Here is a 16,610-nt window from a genome sequence, read left to right as displayed (position 1 = left end):
CGTCAACGCATCCAGCCCAGGATGAAAAGGGCTCAATGAACCGCATGGTCGCTACGGAAGTCCGAGTGATCGACCGGGTGGTCGACACAGCTCGCTATCCGCTGACGGATCCGGCAAGTGGCGCTTGGCAGACCGCTGTTTTCCAGGCCCGTCAGGAATTGCGCACCGACGGCTGCAGTGTGCTGCCGGATTTCATCAGATCCGAACTGAGGGAGACGCTCCGCGCGGAGGGTGCGGGCGTCGCGCCGCTCGCCCACTACGACGTCGAGCAGGTCAACGCCTACAACATCCCGCTCGACGCCGAACTGCCTGAGGATCACCCCGGACGGATGATCCTGGAGCGCGGCAACGCTTTCGTCGCTCGCGACCGCATCCCGCCGACGTCGCTCATCCACCAGCTCTACACCAGCGCGCTGTTCAAGAGATTCGTCGCCGAGTGCTTCGAACTGCCCGAGCTGCACGAGTTCGCCGACCCGCTGGCCGGGCTGTGCCTCAATGTCGTGTCACCGGGAATGGAGCACCCGTGGCATTTCGACACGAACGAATTCACCGTGAGCATGCTGACCCAGGAATCGCAGGCGGGCGGCGTGTTCGAATACTGCCCGAATATCAGATCCGGTCAGGCCGAGAACTTCGGCGAGGTGCGTGCGGTGCTGACCGGGAACGGGGAGCGGCTCATCCGCGGGCTTTCCCTGCGCCCCGGTGATCTGCAGTTGTTCAAAGGCCGCTATTCGCTGCACCGGGTGACCTCCGTGCGCGGCGAGACGGCCCGCCACTCGGCGATCTTCGCCTACAGCGAGCGTCCCGGCGTCATCGGCAACGTGGAACGGACCCGGCAGCTCTTCGGCCGCGTCCTGCCCGAACACCTGGCGGCCGCGGGGCGCGCCGTGCGGGGCGACCAGCTGTTGGACTAGGGAGCGAACGTGTCCGTGCGTTTCGACACCACCGGAAAGATCTCCTTCGACGACATCTACATCCAGCCCGACCCACGCGCGTACTACGGCGCGCTACGCGAGCTGGACTACCGCATTCCCGAACTGGCCAAGCCCTACTTCCTCAAGCTCATCCACGAGTACCGCGAGACGACCGGTGCCACCGAGGTGAACGTCCTCGACGTCGGCTGCTCCTACGGGATCAACGCCGCGCTGCTGCGCTGCGACGCGACGATGGACGACCTGTACCAGCACTACGCCGACACCGGGGAACTCGGCCACGGCGACCTGGTCGCGCGTGACCGCGAGCTGATTCGCGCGCGCACGCGCCTCGACGGCGTCCGGTTCGCCGGGTTCGACGCGTCCGAGAACGCCCTGTCCTACGCGCTGTCGACCGGGTTCATCGACTCCGCGCTGCACGCCGACCTGGAGCGTGCCGACCCGACGCCGGAGCAGCGTGCCGAGCTGGCCGGAACCGACCTCGTCGTCTCCACCGGCTGCGTCGGCTACGTGACCGAGAAGACGATCTCCCGCATCGCCCGCGCGCAGGAGCGGCGGCCGTGGATGGCGCACTTCGTGCTCCGCATGTTCTCCTTCGACCCGGTGGCCGAGAGCCTGGCCGAACTCGGCTACGAGACCGAGGCCGTCGACGGCGACTTCCGGCAGCGGCGGTTCGCCTCGGCGGAGGAGCAGGCGCAGGTCCTGGACACGCTGTCGAGCGTGTCGGTGGACCCGACCGGGCTGGAAGCCGAAGGTTGGCTCTATGCCCGGCTCTATATCTCCCGTCCGCGCGCCTGACCGCGCGATGATGGGCACACCCGACCACCGAGTTCGAGGATCACAGTGAACAGCAGCCAGCAATGGTCTCCCCGCACCTTCGGCAACGAGGACCTCCTGCCGCGGGTCCCGCTGCCCGACTTGGAAGACACGTGCGAGCGCTTCCTGGCCTGGTGCGCGCCGCTGCTGACGGCCGAGGAGCTGGCCCAGACCGAGGCCGCCGTGGCCGACTACCTGCGGCCCGACAGCCCCGCGCGGGAACTGCACGCGGAGCTGGTGCGGTACAACGAGACCGAGGGTGTGCACAGCTGGCTCGACACGTTCTGGCCGTCGCGCTACCTGGGCAGGCGCGACCGGATCGCGCTCAACGCCAACTTCTTCTTCCTGTTCAAGGACAGCGACCTGGGCCAGGTCGAGCGCGCCGCCGCCCTGACCGCGGCCGCCGTCGACTACAAGCTGCGCCTCGACGACGAGCGCATCCCGCCGGTCCTGCAGCGCGGGCAGCCGCTGTCGATGGAGCAGAACAAATACCTGTTCTCCGCCACCCGCATCCCGGGTCTTGAGCAGGACACCGTCCGCGTCCCGTACACCGACGAGTGGCCGGGTCCCTCGCAGGCGAAGCACATCGCGGTGCTGTTCCGGGGCAACATCATCCGGCTGGACGTCATCGCCCCCGACGGCCGCCCGTACTCCCTCGACGGCCTCACCGAGGCGCTGCGCGCCCTGCTGACCCACGACCGCTCCGACACTTGCGTCGGCCACCTCACCACCATGGCCCGCGCGGACTGGGCAGCGACAAGGCAAGCGCTTGCGCAGGACAACGCGGCGGCTCTGGACGTCGTGGAGACGGCGCTGTTCTGCGTGTGCCTGGAAGACCTCGCGCCGAAGGACACCCAGGAGGCGTGCGACCACCTGCTGCACGGCGACAGTGCCAACCGGTGGTTCGACAAGGCCGTGTCCCTGATCGTCTTCGCCGACGGCCGGGCGGGCATCAACATCGAGCACTGCGGCCTCGACGGGACGACCATCCTCGCCTTCGTCGACAGCATCCTCGGTGACGAACCCACCGCCGAGACGGCACCCGGCGTCCCCGGTTCGGAACCGGTGGAGTTCATCCTCACCGACGCCCTGCGCGCGGAGGTGGCGGCCGCCGCCAAGTCCTTCGCCGACTACGCAGCCGCCAACGCCACCACGATCGTCTCCTTCGACGACTTCGGGGCGAACAAGGCGAAGCAGCTGGGCATGTCGCCGGACGCCTTCGCGCAGCTGGCGTACCAGCTCGCGCACAAGCGCACCAAGGGATTCACCGGCGCCACCTACGAGTCCATCGCCACCCGCCAGTACAACCGCGGCCGCACCGAAGCGATGCGCGTGGTCACCCCGGAGGTCCTGGCGTTCGTCGAGGCCATGGAATCCGGCGACCCCGACACCCGCCGAGCCGCTTTCCGCACGGCGGCGGAGAAGCACGTCGCCCGGGCGAAGGAATGCCAGGCGGGGAAGGCGCCGGAGCAGCACCTGTGGGAACTGCAGCTGATCCAGAAGCGCCGCGGCGGCGGGGAACCCCTTGCGCTGTACGACAGCCCCGGCTGGGTCACGATGCGCGACGACTACCTGAGCACCAGCTCGGCGCCGTCGGTCAACATCGAGTACTTCGGGTTCGGATCCACGTCCTCGAAATGCATCGGGGTGGCGTATGTGCTGCTGCCGGACCGGTTGAACCTGTACTTGAGCACGCCAGTGGGGGTGGCGGACGAGATGTATGCGTTCGCTGATGAGCTCAAGAAGGCTGTGCGGGAGTTGCAGGATCTCCTGTCTGCCGGCTAGTTCCCGCTTGTCAGGGGCAAGGGGGAACTGCAGGGGCGAAGCCCCGCCACCCTGGAGCTCGTCCGGTTGTCGTAGACGACAAAGGTGCCCGAAGCCTTGGCTTCGGGCACCTTTGTACGAGTCACATTCAGCGGGTCTTGGCGGGTGCCTTGTTGCCGTTGGCCGAGTTCGCCGGGGTCGCGGCGTTCTCCGACTTCTCCGTCTTCTCCGGCTTCGCCCCCGTGAAGTGGCGCTTGGCCTCTTCCAACAGGGCGAACGCGTTGGTGACCTGTTCCGAGACGCGGGTCTCGTAGTCGGTCGCGGCGCGGTTCTTCTCGGTGGCGTCGGTGAGGCGGGCCTGCGCGTCGGAGAGGAGTTTGGCGGTTTCCTTTTCCGTGGTGGCTCGCTGGGCGGCCAGTTCGGCCTCCACGCGCTCGCGTTCCTCGGCGAGTGCGGCCTCGGTGTCCGCGCGCAGCTTCTCGGCGTCGGCGACGAGGGTGGCGGCGCGCTTTTCCGCGGTGTCGAGGTTGGCCAGGATTTCCGCGTCCGACTTGGCGCGGGCCTCCTCCAGTTCCCTCTCGACCGCCGCGGACTGGGCGGCGAGGGTGGATTCGGTGTCGGCCTGGAACTTCTCGGCGTCCGCGACCAGTGTCGCGGCGCGCTTCTCCGCGGAGTCGAGGCGGGCGGCGATTTCGGCGTCGGACTTCGCGCGGGCGTCGGCGAGGTCCTTCTCGATGGCCGCGGACTTCGCCGCGTACTCGCGGTCCAGTTCGGCCGTGCGCTCGGCGAAGGTGGACTCCGCCTGCTCCGTGCGGGCGGCCAGGTCGGCTTCGGCGGTGGCGCGCTTGGCGGCGAGTTCCTGGTCGGCCTTCTCGGCGGCCGCGGCGCGCAGTTCCGCGGCCTCGGCGTCGAGCTGCTCGCGGATGCGGAGGGCTTCGGCGTCGAGTTCCTCGCGGTGGGCGGACGCGTCGTCGTAGAGCTGGGCGATGCGGGCCTCGTTGGCCTTCGACTGCCGTTCGATCTCCGCGCGGGAGTCGGCCATGAGCTTGGTGTGCTCGGCGACGAGGTTCGCGCGCATCGTCTCGTACTCGGCGTCGAGTTCGGCGTGGTTGCGGGTGTAGTCCGCCTCCAGCTGCTTGCGGCGCTCCTCGACATCGGCGACCAGCCGCTCGTGCTTCGCCTTGAGGTCCGCGGCGTACGCCTCGGCCTCGGCGCGCAGGGCGGCGGCGGCCTCGTCGGCGGCGCGGGTGGTGTTCTGGGCGTACCCGTCGGCGTTCTTGCGAGTCTGCGCGACGTAGTCGTCGGCGCTCGACTTCACGCCCGTGGCGTAGGTGTCGGCCTCGGTGCGGGTCGCCTGCGCGTACTCGTCGGCCTCACGCTTGAAGTCGGCGATCTCCTCGCGGGCCAGCTCCATCATGAGCCGGACGCGCTCGGTCATCCCCTCGGTGCTGTTGGGGTTCGAGGTGATCCGGTTGAGCCGGGTCGTCGTCTCCAACAGTTGCTGCTGCAACGAACCGAGCGACTTGGTCAGCTCCGCGACCTTGGCCGAGGCCTCGTCGCGTCCCTTGGCCGCGTGGCGCAGGTCGTAGGTGAGACGGGTGACCCGCTCGTTGACCTGGCGGGGGTTATACCCACGCAGGACCGTGTCGAAGTGCGGGACTTTGTCGGCGGACTCGGCGTCGGCAGTCGGCATTGCCCCACTTTAGTGGGTCCCCCAATCGTGTCTTCCGCAGGCTGGCAATTGGGGATGATTGTTCGCCGAAGCTCGGGCGACGTAGATCAGGTATATGACGCCGAAGAAATTTCGCATGTTGCTTCCGGCAATTCTCGCGCTGTCGTTGGCGGCCATCCCTGTCCCGGCGGGCGCCGAGCCCGCCACCGGCTACGTCGTAGTCCTGCACGCGGGCGCCGCCGACGACCTGACCCACCGCCATGGCGGAACCGTCAGACACCGCTATTCCGCTGCGCTGCAAGGGTTTTCGGCCAGCCTGACCAGCAGGCAGGCGCGCGCCATCGCAGCCGATCCGGCGGTCTCGTATCTGGTCCCGGACACCCCCGTCCACGCCTTGGGGGAGCAGCTCAATCCGCCGTCGTGGGGCCTTGACCGCATCGACCAGCGAACCCGCCCACTTGACGCCCGGTACCGATACGCGACCACCGCCGCGAACGTCCACGCCTACGTGATCGACACCGGAGTCAAAGCCACGCACCAAGATTTCGCCGGGCGCGTCTCCGGTGGCTACGACTTCGTCGACCACGACCAAGATCCCACCGACGGAAACGGCCACGGCACCTTCGTCGCGGGTGTCATCGGCGGCACCGCGCACGGCGTGGCCAAGGAAGTCCGGATCGTCCCGGTTCGGGTGCTCAACAACTCGGGGTCCGGAACGATCTCCACCGTGATCGCCGGTATCGACTGGGTGACCCGCAATGCGGTGAAGCCCGCCGTCGCCAATATGAGTCTCGGCGGATCGGCCAATCAGGCTCTCGACGACGCGGTCCGCCGCTCCATCGCCTCCGGCGTCACCTACTCGGTGCCCGCGGGTTCCTCGGCGAGCCAGGCGGGCAACTACTCGCCCGCACGCGTTGTCGAGGCGATCACGTCCGCCGCGATCGACCGTTCGGATTGCGCTTCCCGCAGTTCCAACTATGGCCCGCTCGTCGATCTCTACGCGCCCGGCGTCGGTATCACCGCGCCGTGGATCACCTCAGACACCGCCACCGTGACGATCAGCGGCACCTCCTTCGCCGCCGCGCACGTGACCGGCGCCGCCGCCCTGTTCGCCGCCCTCAACCCCACGGCAACACCGGCGCAACTACAGGCCGCCCTCAAGGCCACGGCCAGTAACGGGGTGTGCAACCTCCCGCCGAACACCCCCGACCGAATCCTCTACACAGGACAGTAAGNCCTGTTCGCCGCCCTCAACCCCACGGCAACACCGGCGCAACTACAGGCCGCCCTCAAGGCCACGGCCAGTAACGGGGTGTGCAACCTCCCGCCGAACACCCCCGACCGAATCCTCTACACAGGACAGTAAGCGCATCGCCGTCCGCCAACCGAACAAACTTGTCCCACCCACCCACCCACCCACCCGCTCGGTCGCGGTGACGTTTCGGGGGTCCCGCACGAACACGCCATCGAAGTTGGCAGTGTTCGTGCGGGGCCCCCGAAACGTCACCATCAAGGCGACCGAGTCGCGCCACCAGGCGCCATGTCACAGCGGTCGAGCCGCGCCGACGAACCGGCGCAAAATTACAGCGTTCGGGTGACGGATCTAGCGCGTGCCCGGGTGTTGCTGAGACATTTCAGCCGCTCGGGCCCAGTGCTGTGCCCGCCTGTCCGAGGCACCAAGGAGAGGACCTGTCGTGCCACCAGGCGGACGCCACGTTCGACGCGGGCTGCCCGTGATCGTCAGCGCGCTGCTGGCCGCCCAGGCCCCCGCCGCGGCGGAGCCGCTCGCGCCCACCTCGCCGATGGCCTCCCCACAGGCCATCGCCGACTTCTGGGCCGCCTACGTCGGCCGCACCGACCTGCGCCGGACGGCGGCCGTCCTGGACCACCGACTGCGGACCGACACCGCCGGCGACACCGAGAGCGCGCGCCGCGCCGCGCGAATCCTGCTCGGCCACGGTCTGGGCCACCACCGGCGCGCGTGGGCTCATCGCCTTGCCCTGGCCGGGCTCGACGTGCCGCCGCGCCACCGCCGGTTCGTCGCCGCCGCCCAAGCCGAGTCCGACCGCGCGCTCGGCCTGCGCCGCACCCATCCCGCCCCGACGACCGACATGGGCGCCTACGGCGACCACGTCGCGGCTCGGATGGCCGACGGCGACGCCACCACCTACTTCTGGAGCGCGGGCGCGCCGCGGGTGGGCACCCAGGTCGTCCTGGACCTGGGCCGGGTCCGGTCACTCAGCGGCGTGCGGCTCGTCATGGGGCAGTCCGCGCGCCCCCACGACTACCTGCGGTCCGGCGTCATCGAGCGTTCGGTCGACGGCACCGACTGGCAGCCGGTCCGCCAGGTCGCGGGCGGGCCCACCGTCGTGGCCGGGCTGTCCGAGGCGACCCGGTACCTTCGGCTGAGGGCCACCGCCGAGCAGAAGCACTGGCTGGCTGTGCGTGAGTTCAGCGTGACCCCGGAACCGGTCGACGCGTGCGCCGACGGCGTCGCCGAGACCGTGTTCCCCGTCACTTCGAGGATCGCCGAGGTGCCCGTGGAAGGGCCCAGACCGATCACCAGAGTGGTCGTCCTGGCCGCCCGCCACACGCCCCCGGGCGGGGAGATCCAACTGCGTGACGGCGACGAGCCCTGGCGGACCGTGGGCCGGGTGGCGGGGGAGTACAGCGAGGTCCGCGTCCATGGCCTCATGGCCACGCGGGTGCGCGTCGTCTTCCCGCCGGACTCGACCGTCGGAGTGCACGAGATCGTGGTCGACTGATCCGGCGCGCAACCCCGCTGGGCAGGACAATTGTCGACTGGGTGAGACTGCGGATCCGAGGTCGGCCGAACGTGCGGAACACGGCGACGAGGTTACCGGCGAGTTGTCCGTCACGTGGGACGAAGTTCCCGACTGGCGGGAAAGACACGGTAATCTCCGGCGACCGACGCTGAATTAGCAGGAGGTATCCGGGCATGTTTCGCAAGGTGCTCGTCGCCAACCGTGGCGAGATCGCCATCCGGGCGTTCCGGGCCGGGTATGAACTCGGCGCCGGGACCGTCGCGGTGTTCCCACATGAGGACCGCAACTCCCAGCACCGGATGAAGGCCGATGAAGCCTATGAGATCGGTGAACCCGGTCACCCGGTTCGGGCGTACCTGTCCGTCGAGGAGATCGTCAAGGCCGCCAAGAAGGCGGGCGCCGACGCGGTGTATCCGGGCTACGGGTTCCTCTCCGAGAACCCCGAACTGGCCACGGCCTGCGCCGAGGCGGGGATCACGTTCGTCGGCCCGACCGCCGACATCCTCGAGCTGACCGGCAACAAGGCGCGCGCGATCGCCGCCGCCAAGGCCGCGGGCCTGCCCGTGCTGCAGTCCTCCGAGCCGTCCAAGGACGTCGAGGCGCTGCTCAAGGCCGCCGAGGACATCGGGTTCCCGATCTTCGTCAAGGCGGTCGCGGGCGGTGGTGGCCGGGGCATGCGCCGGGTCGAGGAGCCCAAGGCGCTGCGTGAGTCGCTCGAAGCGGCGATGCGTGAGGCCGAGTCGGCGTTCGGCGACTCCACGGTGTTCCTCGAGCAGGCGGTCGTCGACCCGCGCCACATCGAGGTGCAGATCCTGGCCGACGCCGAAGGCAACGTGATCCACCTCTACGAGCGCGACTGCTCGCTGCAGCGCCGCCACCAGAAGGTGATCGAGCTGGCGCCCGCGCCCAACCTCGACCCGCAGCTGCGTGAGCGGATCTGCGCCGACGCGGTCAAGTTCGCCCGCCACATCGGCTACCTCAACGCGGGCACCGTCGAGTTCCTGCTCGACACCCGCGGCCACCACGTCTTCATCGAGATGAACCCGCGCATCCAGGTCGAGCACACGGTGACCGAGGAGGTCACCGACGTCGACCTCGTCCAGTCGCAGCTGCGCATCGCCTCCGGTGAGACGCTGCCCGAGCTGGGGCTCACCCAGGACGACATCTACCTGCGCGGCGCGGCGCTGCAGTGCCGCATCACCACGGAGGATCCGGCGAACGGGTTCCGCCCCGACACCGGCATGATCAGCGCCTACCGCTCCCCGGGCGGCAGCGGCATCCGGCTCGACGGCGGCACCGCGGCGGGCGCCGAGGTCAGCGCGCACTTCGACTCGATGCTGGTCAAGCTCACCTGCCGAGGCCGCGACTTCGACGCCGCGGTGCGTCGGGCCAAGCGCGCGGTGGCCGAGTTCCGCATCCGCGGTGTGGCCACGAACATCCCGTTCCTGCAGGCCGTCCTCGACGACGAGGACTTCGTGGCGGGCCGGGTGACGACGTCGTTCATCGAGCAGCGCCCGCACCTGCTCACCGCGCGGCACTCCGCCGACCGCGGCACCCGCCTGCTGACCTACCTCGCCGACGTGACGGTCAACAAGCCGCACGGCGAGCGGCCGAAGGTGATCGAGCCGCGCACCAAGCTGCCCGAGATCGACCTCAACGCCGAAGCGCCCGCGGGCTCCAAGCAGAAGCTGGTCGAGCTGGGGCCGGAGGGCTTCGCCCGCTGGATGCGCGAGTCGAGGAACGTCGGCGTCACCGACACCACGTTCCGCGACGCCCACCAGTCGCTGCTCGCGACCCGGGTGCGCACCAAGGACCTAATCGCGGTCGCCCCGCACGTCGCGCGGATGACCCCGGAGCTGCTGTCGCTGGAGTGCTGGGGCGGCGCCACCTACGACGTCGCGCTGCGGTTCCTCGCCGAGGACCCGTGGGAGCGTCTGGCCGCGCTGCGTGAGGCCGTGCCGAACATCTGTCTGCAGATGCTGCTGCGCGGACGCAACACCGTGGGGTACACGCCGTACCCGACGGAGGTGACCTCCGCGTTCGTCGAGGAGGCCACGAAGACCGGCATCGACATCTTCCGGATCTTCGACGCCCTCAACGACGTCGAGCAGATGCGCCCGGCGATCGAAGCCGTGCGCGAGACCGGATCCGCGGTCGCCGAGGTGGCCCTGTGCTACACCGCCGACCTGAGCGACCCGGCCGAGCAGCTGTACACATTGGACTACTACCTCAAGCTGGCGGAACAGATCGTCGGCGCGGGCGCGCACGTGCTGGCGGTCAAGGACATGGCGGGCCTGCTGCGCCCGCCTGCCGCGGCGCGCCTGATCACCGCGCTGCGCAAGGAGTTCGACCTCCCGGTCCACCTCCACACGCACGACACCGCGGGTGGTCAGCTGGCGACCTACCTGGCCGCCATCCAGTCCGGTGTGGACGCTGTCGACGGTGCGGTGGCGTCGATGTCGGGCACCACCTCCCAGCCGTCGCTCTCAGCCATCGTCGCCGCGACCGACCACAGCGACCGGGAAACCGGCCTGTCGCTGCAGGCGGTGTCGGACCTCGAGCCGTACTGGGAGATCGTCCGACGGGTCTACCGTCCGTTCGAGGCGGGTCTCCCGTCGCCGACCGGCCGCGTGTACCACCACGAGATCCCGGGCGGGCAGCTGTCGAACCTGCGCACCCAGGCGGTGGCGCTGGGTCTGGGCGACCGCTTCGAGGACATCGAGACGATGTACGCCGCGGCCGACCGGATGCTCGGCAGGCTGGTCAAGGTGACGCCGTCGTCCAAGGTCGTCGGCGACCTGGCGCTGCACCTGGTGGGCGCGGGCGTGGACCCGAAGCGGTTCGAGTCGGAGCCGGGCAGCTTCGACGTGCCCGACTCGGTCGTCGGCTTCCTGCACGGCGAACTCGGCGACCCGGCCGGTGGCTGGCCGGAACCGTTCCGCACCAAGGCCTTGAAGGGCCGTGCGGCCCCGAAGGGCGTCGCGGAGCTGACTTCGGAGGACCGCGCGGGCTTGGCGTCGGACCGGCGGGCAACCCTCAACCGGCTGCTGTTCCCGGGGCCGACAAAGGAGTACCTGGCGCACCGGGACCAGTTCGGCGATACGAGTGTGTTGGCGAGCAAGGACTTCTTCTTCGGCCTGGAACAGGGCAAGGAGTACGCCGTCGGCATCGGCAAGGGCGTCACCCTGCTGATCGAACTGGAAGCGATCGCCGACCCGGACGAGCGCGGCGTGCGGACCGTGATGGCCACGCTCAACGGGCAGCTGCGGCCGATCCAGGTGCGCGACCGGGCGGTCGCGTCCGACCTGCCGGTGGCGGAGAAGGCCGACAAGACGAACACCAACCACGTCGCCGCTCCGTTCGCGGGCGTTGTCACGCTGTCGGTCAGCGAGGGCGATGAGGTCGAGGCAGGCGCGACTGTCGCGACGATTGAGGCGATGAAGATGGAGGCCGCTATCACTGCTTCCAAGGCGGGCAAGGTTTCGCGGCTCGCTATTGGGAAGGTGCAGCAGGTCGAGGGTGGGGACCTGTTGGTGGTCCTCGGCTGAGCCCACCCCGCGAGTCGCCCCTTCCAGCAAACGAGTCGCCCCGCCCGGCAAGTGAATTCGACATTCACGTGGCTGTGCGGGGCGACTCATCTGCTGGAAGGGGCCGACTCGCGGTCAGGACAGGGGTCTTCGCCAGCGCGGACTTTCGTTTCAGTGATCCCGCGCACCCTTGCGGGCGTACATCGCCTGGTCCGCCGCCGCCAGTGCCGCTCCCGGGCCGTGTTCGGTCAGCTCCGCCCAGCCGATGCTGATCCCCACGGGCGCCCCCAGCGCCAGTTCGCTCCAGTTCACCCGGGCCAGGGCGGCGCTCACCCGGTCGCCGACCTCGTGGGCGGCGCGCAGTGAGGTCTCGGTGAGCACCGCGACGAACTCGTCGCCGCCATAGCGGGCCAGGAAGTCGCCCTCCCGCAGGGAAGACGCCACCACGGACGCGATGCGGGCCAGTACGGCGTCGCCCGCCAGGTGGCCGTGGTGGGTGTTGACGTCCTTGAAGTTGTCCAGGTCCATCAGGCCGACGATCGCCCGTTCGCGCCTGCCGCTGAGTTCCTCGAGCCGTTCCTCCAGGTGCCTGCGGTTCGGCAGACCCGTCAGCGGGTCGGTCAGCGCGGCTGCCGCGTATTCCGACAGGACGGCGTGGTCCGCGCGGAAACGGGCGGCGTGGGTGGCCAGCCTGCGCAGGTTCTGCCACGGCTCGCTGAACCGCCGCATCGCCTGCCGCTCGGCGGCCAGCGCGCCGGTCAGGTCGCCTGCCGAGCTCAGGGCCAGTGACCGCAGCCGCAGGATCTCGACCTCGTGCACCAGGTTGATCGGCACGGTCGCGTCCAGGGCGGGCAGGACGTCGGTCGGGCGGCCCGCGGTGATCGCCAGGCACACCCGGGTCAGGGTGCGGTACGGGTTGCTCGCCTGATCGGCCTCCGCGGGCATCAGCCGCCGCGGGTCGACCCCGGGGTCGCCGCCCAGCACGGTGTACCGGGCGGTGGCGTAGGCCAGGTAGGCCCGGTCGGCCATGGCGACGCCGTCGAGATCGCCCGCCGCCAGCCTGCGCCCGTCGGCGGACATCTCCGCCAGCATCAGCGCACACTGATCGGTGTCACCGCGGTGGTCGGCCGACACCGCGGTGACCAGCCGCATCGGGGCGTCCTCGTAGCGCAGCCCCCAATGGCTGCCCGTCTCATGGGCGTGGCGCAGGGCGACGTCGACCTCGTCGGTCATGCCCAACTCGCCCGCGGTCCACGCCAGGTCGTACCAAGCCAGCGCGGTGGTCACGCTGGGACCTGCCTGCGCCGTGGCCCGCATCCCGTCGATCGTGTGCAGCATGGCGTTCTCGATCTCGCCGACCGCGAACGCCGCGCCACCGGCGAGGGCGTGAAACTCGCCGACGAAAGCCGGTTCCGGGAACTGCTTGACCGCGTCGTCGGCTTCGGCCAAGACGCGCGCGAATTCCGGGGTTCCGGTCTGGCCCAGCGTGAGCAGCGCGCCCATGAGGAACAGGTGCGCCTGGGTCCGCTCGTGCGGATCGGCACTGAACCGGGTGAGCAGCCTGGCCCTGGCCGCGGCCTCGCGCAGCTTGCCCGCGTCCATGAGCCTGAGCAGGTCGGCACACTGACCTGCTGGTCGGCTCGGGTCGGGCTCCGGCACGCCGCTGCTCCTTTAGCTGTCCGGCCAGTTCCGGTCTGTCGTCACTACCGTAAGCCGCTGAGTAGCCCGGGTGAGGGCGACATACAAAGTTCGTGGTCCCGTGGTGGACTCCGCGACCAGCTCCGCAGGCTCGACGAGCACGACCGCGTCGTACTCCAAGCCCTTGGACTCCAGCCCGTCGACCACCCGCAGCCGCTCGTCGTTGAGCCGCTCGATCGCCGACCGGGTCGAATCGACCCGGCTGGTCGCGGTGATCACCCCGACCGTGCCGTCGACCGTGCCGAGCAGCTCCTTCGCCGCCGTGACCGCGAACTCCGTCAGCTGGTCGAACGAGCAGACCCGGACCGAGGGTTCGATTCCCGTGCTGCGCACCGCGTGCGGCAGCTGCTCGGGGGTCGAGACGTCCCGCACGACCTTGCCCGCGAGGTCGAAGATCTCCGCCGAGTTCCGGTAGTTGGTGCGCAGCGCGAACTGCCTGCGCACCGTCCGCGGGCCGCCGAACGCGCCGTCCTGCGCCTGCCGCGCCTCCGCCGGGTCCGGCCAGGAGCTCTGCACCGGGTCGCCCACGACGGTCCAGCTCGCGTACTTGCCGCGCCTGCCGACCATCCGCCACTGCATCGGCGAGAGGTCCTGCGCCTCGTCGACGACGATGTGCGAGTACTCGTCGTAGTCGTCGGGCCGGTGATAGCCCGGCCCGCTCTGCCGCTCCGACCACGTCTTCAGCTCCGCGGCCGAGGTGTCGGTCTTGCGCTTGCGGCGCTTGGGCGGCTTGCCCAGCAGCATCCGCAACTCGTCGAGCAGGGCGACGTCGGCGACCGACGGGCCGCTCGGGTCGGCCCATGAATCGGCCAGCATGTCCACTTCGGACCGGGTGAGACCGCGCCCCGCGATCCGCGAGAGGCGGCGGCGGTCGCTCAGCGACCGCAGCACCTCCGCCGGGGTGAGCAGCTGCCACCACACGACGACGAACCGGTGGAAGTCGATCCGCTCGCCGATCTCGGTGATCAGGTCGACCCGCTTCACCGGGAAGTCGGTGTAGGAGTCCGCCTTGCGCCACAACGCTTCCAGCAGCGCCTCGGCGGCGTCCACCCGCGCCTGGTTCGGCGGACGGCGGCCATTGTGGACGTTGTTGCGGACGGCGTCGAGCTCGCGGGCGTCGAGTTTGAGCACCTCGCCCCGGTACATGATCCGCAGCTCGTTGGGCGCGTCCGCCGGGGCCTCGCGGATGGCCCGCTTGAGCACCCGGCGCATCCGCAGCGACCCCTTGACCGCCGCCACCGGAGCCGGGTCGACCCGGACCGCCTTGACGCCGTCGAGCAGGTCCGACAGGGAACGCAGTTCGACGTTGTCCTCGCCCATCGAAGGGAGCACGCGCGAGATGTAGGAGGTGAACGCGGGCGACGGGCCGACCACGAGCACTCCCGTGCCGCCCATCCGCCTGCGGTCGCGGTAGAGCAGGTACGCGACGCGGTGCAGCGCCACCGCCGTCTTGCCGGTGCCCGGGCCGCCGGTGATCTCGGTGACGCCGCGCCACGGAGCGCGGATCGCCTCGTCCTGCTCCTTCTGGATCGTCGCGACGATGTCGCGCATGTTCTCGCCGCGGGCGCGGGTCAGGCTCGCCATCAGCGCGCCCTCCCCGACCACGGCCATGCTCTCCAGGTGCCGCTCCGGCATGAGCAGGTCGTCGTCGATGTCGACGACGGTCTGCCCCGAGGAACGGATCACGCGGCGCCGGATGATGTCCATCGGCTGCTCGGCGGTGGCCTGGTAGAACGGCGCCGCCGCGGGGGCGCGCCAGTCGGTGACCAGGTTGTCGAACTCGACGTCGCGGACCCCGAGGCGGCCGACGTACATCGTCTCGCCGGAGGTGTCGTCGAGCCGGCCGAAGACCAGCCCTTCGTGTTCCGCGTCGAGGGTGCGCAGGATCTGGTTCGCGTGGCGAACCATGACATCACGTTCGAAGAGCATGGCGGCTTGCTCGAAGACCGCCTCGTTGCGTGCTCCGTGGGCGAGCGCGTCGCCCCGGTTGCGCATCGCCTCGGCCTCGCTGCGCATCTCGTCGACGCGCGCGTACACGACGTCGACATGCTTCTGCTCGACCGCGATCTCGGCCTCTCTCACAGAGGTTTCCGACACGCAGCGCTCCCAGGTTGGTTTCCGACAGGAAGAGCGAGATTACGCGCTTTGGGTCGCGCCTGAATCGACCTGATGGCCGATGTGCTCCGCCTCACCGTTCAGCGGAGTGATGATAACCCTCCGTGATCCACCCGATACCAGGTGAAGGTCCCCGTCCGACCCGGCGGAAATCGCGCGGTGCGGGGTTGACGCTTCATGGCCACCAGCCGCGCCAGGCGCGGTCTTACGGTCGGCTCCACGTCCGTTTCCTGTCTCCGGGCCACTCCCGGCGACATGCCTATCGACGAGCGCGGCGAGATTGAGCGCGGCGTTGACATCGCGATCAAGGGTCAGGCCGCAGTACTCGCAGCAGAACGTTCGTACGCGCAGCGGCAGTCTGGGTTTCACTGCCTGACACCTTGAACACATCTTGGTACTGGGGAACCATCGGTCGGCCACCTGGAGCGTGCCGCCGTTCCACGCCGTCTTGTAGGTGAGTTGACGCCGGATCTCGGCAAACCCGGCGTCTGCGACGGCCCGGGCAAGGCGCCGGCTACCGAGCACGCCGGCTACGTGGAGATCTTCGATGACGATCGTGCCGTACACGCGGGCCAGGTCGATTGTGAGCTTGTGGATCGCGTCGCGGCGCTGGTTCCCGACGCGGTGATGAACCCGATTGCGCCTATCGTTGGCACGCCTCCACCGGTTTGACGGCGCGCGACCGATGCGTCTGTTCGGGCCCTGCTTGCGTGAAACGGCACGCGACATGCGGGCAAGTTTGCGCCGCGCGATGTCGTGATGCCTGGGATTGGCGCTGGGCGGTCGTCCGTCGGAGAACACTGCCAGGGCCTTGATGCCCAGGTCCACTCCGATTACGGCGTCCGGCCGTGCCGGGGTGCGCTCGGCACGCTCGACCACGCAGGAAAATGAACAGAACCAGCGACCGGCTTCCCGACGTACGGTCGCGGAGGTTATCCGAGCCGTTCCGTCGACGAGGCGGCGATGCAGCTTGCTTGTGGACTCGTGTGTCTTGATTGCTCCCAGCACCGGCAAGGTGATGTGCCTGTGGTCGTCCTCCAGGCGGATAGCGCCAGTGGTGAACCGGCACGATCCGGGGGCCGAACGCTTCGATCTGAAACGCGGAAAGCCGACTCTCCGGCCCTTGTGTTTGCCGCTACGGGAAGCCGACCAACTGCGCAACGCGCGGGCCAACTGGTCCAGGCCGGTCGAATACGCCTCTTTCGGGCATTTGTTCCACCACGGCGCGATCCTGAATTTTGCTTGGTTCCATCACCGGTTGCCTGCGGGAGGTGTCGCTGTCGGCCAAACCGTAGGAGCG

General features: G+C 69.4%; 9 protein-coding genes and 1 pseudogene. 6 read left to right on the top strand and 4 right to left on the bottom strand.

Annotation, left to right across the window (positions count from 1 at the left end; all coding sequences use genetic code 11):
• Positions 1 to 35: 35 nt before the first annotated feature.
• The 3 genes from GPZ80_RS26775 to GPZ80_RS26765 are packed head-to-tail and all read left to right on the top strand — an operon-like array spanning position 36 to position 3,533.
• Positions 36 to 914 carry a HalD/BesD family halogenase gene (locus tag GPZ80_RS26775; RefSeq protein WP_376771734.1) on the top strand — a complete coding sequence of 293 codons (879 nt, stop codon included), beginning with the start codon at positions 36 to 38 and terminating at the stop codon, positions 912 to 914.
• A 9-nt stretch (positions 915 to 923) separates the two neighbouring features.
• The gene (locus tag GPZ80_RS26770) at positions 924 to 1,730 is read left to right on the top strand and encodes a class I SAM-dependent methyltransferase (RefSeq protein WP_312880596.1); all 807 of its coding nucleotides are present in this window, start codon (positions 924 to 926) and stop codon (positions 1,728 to 1,730) included.
• Between the two features lie 45 nt (positions 1,731 to 1,775).
• A complete protein-coding gene (locus GPZ80_RS26765; protein ID WP_312880595.1) occupies positions 1,776 to 3,533 on the top strand; it encodes a choline/carnitine O-acyltransferase in 1,758 nt (585 codons plus the stop codon).
• A gap of 127 nt (positions 3,534 to 3,660) precedes the next feature.
• Here the strand turns inward: GPZ80_RS26765 and GPZ80_RS26760 are convergent, their stop codons facing one another.
• Positions 3,661 to 5,205: a coiled-coil domain-containing protein gene (locus GPZ80_RS26760; protein ID WP_187223850.1), complete on the bottom strand. Its 1,545-nt coding sequence runs from the start codon at positions 5,203 to 5,205 to the stop codon at positions 3,661 to 3,663.
• Between the two features lie 115 nt (positions 5,206 to 5,320).
• Between GPZ80_RS26760 and GPZ80_RS26755 the strand changes: the two genes are divergently transcribed.
• The 3 genes from GPZ80_RS26755 to GPZ80_RS26745 all read left to right on the top strand — a co-directional run bounded on the left by GPZ80_RS26755 (position 5,321) and on the right by GPZ80_RS26745 (position 11,518).
• Positions 5,321 to 6,418, top strand: a complete 1,098-nt coding sequence (locus GPZ80_RS26755) for a S8 family peptidase (RefSeq protein WP_187223849.1) — start codon at positions 5,321 to 5,323, stop codon at positions 6,416 to 6,418.
• Positions 6,419 to 6,878: 460 nt separating this feature from the next.
• Positions 6,879 to 7,949: a discoidin domain-containing protein gene (locus GPZ80_RS33865; RefSeq protein WP_187223848.1), complete on the top strand. Its 1,071-nt coding sequence runs from the start codon at positions 6,879 to 6,881 to the stop codon at positions 7,947 to 7,949.
• A 194-nt stretch (positions 7,950 to 8,143) separates the two neighbouring features.
• Positions 8,144 to 11,518 carry a pyruvate carboxylase gene (locus tag GPZ80_RS26745; RefSeq protein WP_187223847.1) on the top strand — a complete coding sequence of 1,125 codons (3,375 nt, stop codon included), beginning with the start codon at positions 8,144 to 8,146 and terminating at the stop codon, positions 11,516 to 11,518.
• A gap of 150 nt (positions 11,519 to 11,668) precedes the next feature.
• Here GPZ80_RS26745 and GPZ80_RS33860 read toward each other — a convergent pair whose 3' ends face one another.
• The 3 genes and pseudogenes from GPZ80_RS33860 to tnpB form a co-directional block, all read right to left on the bottom strand.
• Complete coding sequence (locus GPZ80_RS33860) at positions 11,669 to 13,156, bottom strand: GGDEF domain-containing protein (RefSeq protein WP_187223846.1); 1,488 nt, start codon at positions 13,154 to 13,156, stop codon at positions 11,669 to 11,671.
• A gap of 12 nt (positions 13,157 to 13,168) precedes the next feature.
• The gene (locus GPZ80_RS26735) at positions 13,169 to 15,292 is read right to left on the bottom strand and encodes a HelD family protein (RefSeq protein ID WP_187223845.1); all 2,124 of its coding nucleotides are present in this window, start codon (positions 15,290 to 15,292) and stop codon (positions 13,169 to 13,171) included.
• Between the two features lie 39 nt (positions 15,293 to 15,331).
• Positions 15,332 to 16,549: pseudogene (tnpB, locus tag GPZ80_RS26730) on the bottom strand (IS607 family element RNA-guided endonuclease TnpB); the annotation flags it as partial.
• Between the last annotated feature and the right edge of the window lie 61 nt (positions 16,550 to 16,610).

It is taken from the genome of Actinokineospora xionganensis, from assembly GCF_014323725.1.
Taxonomy (GTDB): Bacteria; Actinomycetota; Actinomycetes; order Mycobacteriales; family Pseudonocardiaceae; genus Actinokineospora; species Actinokineospora xionganensis.
The sequence above is the reverse complement of the archived record's forward strand: the minus strand, read 5'-3'. Positions and strand labels throughout refer to the sequence as shown.

Coding starts and splice junctions, on each gene's coding strand:
- GPZ80_RS26775 (WP_376771734.1), top strand. CDS start 36: ATGAACCGCATGGTCGCTACGGAAGTCCGAGTGATCGACCGGGTGGTC.
- GPZ80_RS26760 (WP_187223850.1), bottom strand. CDS start 5,205: ATGCCGACTGCCGACGCCGAGTCCGCCGACAAAGTCCCGCACTTCGAC.
- GPZ80_RS26755 (WP_187223849.1), top strand. CDS start 5,321: ATGTTGCTTCCGGCAATTCTCGCGCTGTCGTTGGCGGCCATCCCTGTC.
- GPZ80_RS26745 (WP_187223847.1), top strand. CDS start 8,144: ATGTTTCGCAAGGTGCTCGTCGCCAACCGTGGCGAGATCGCCATCCGG.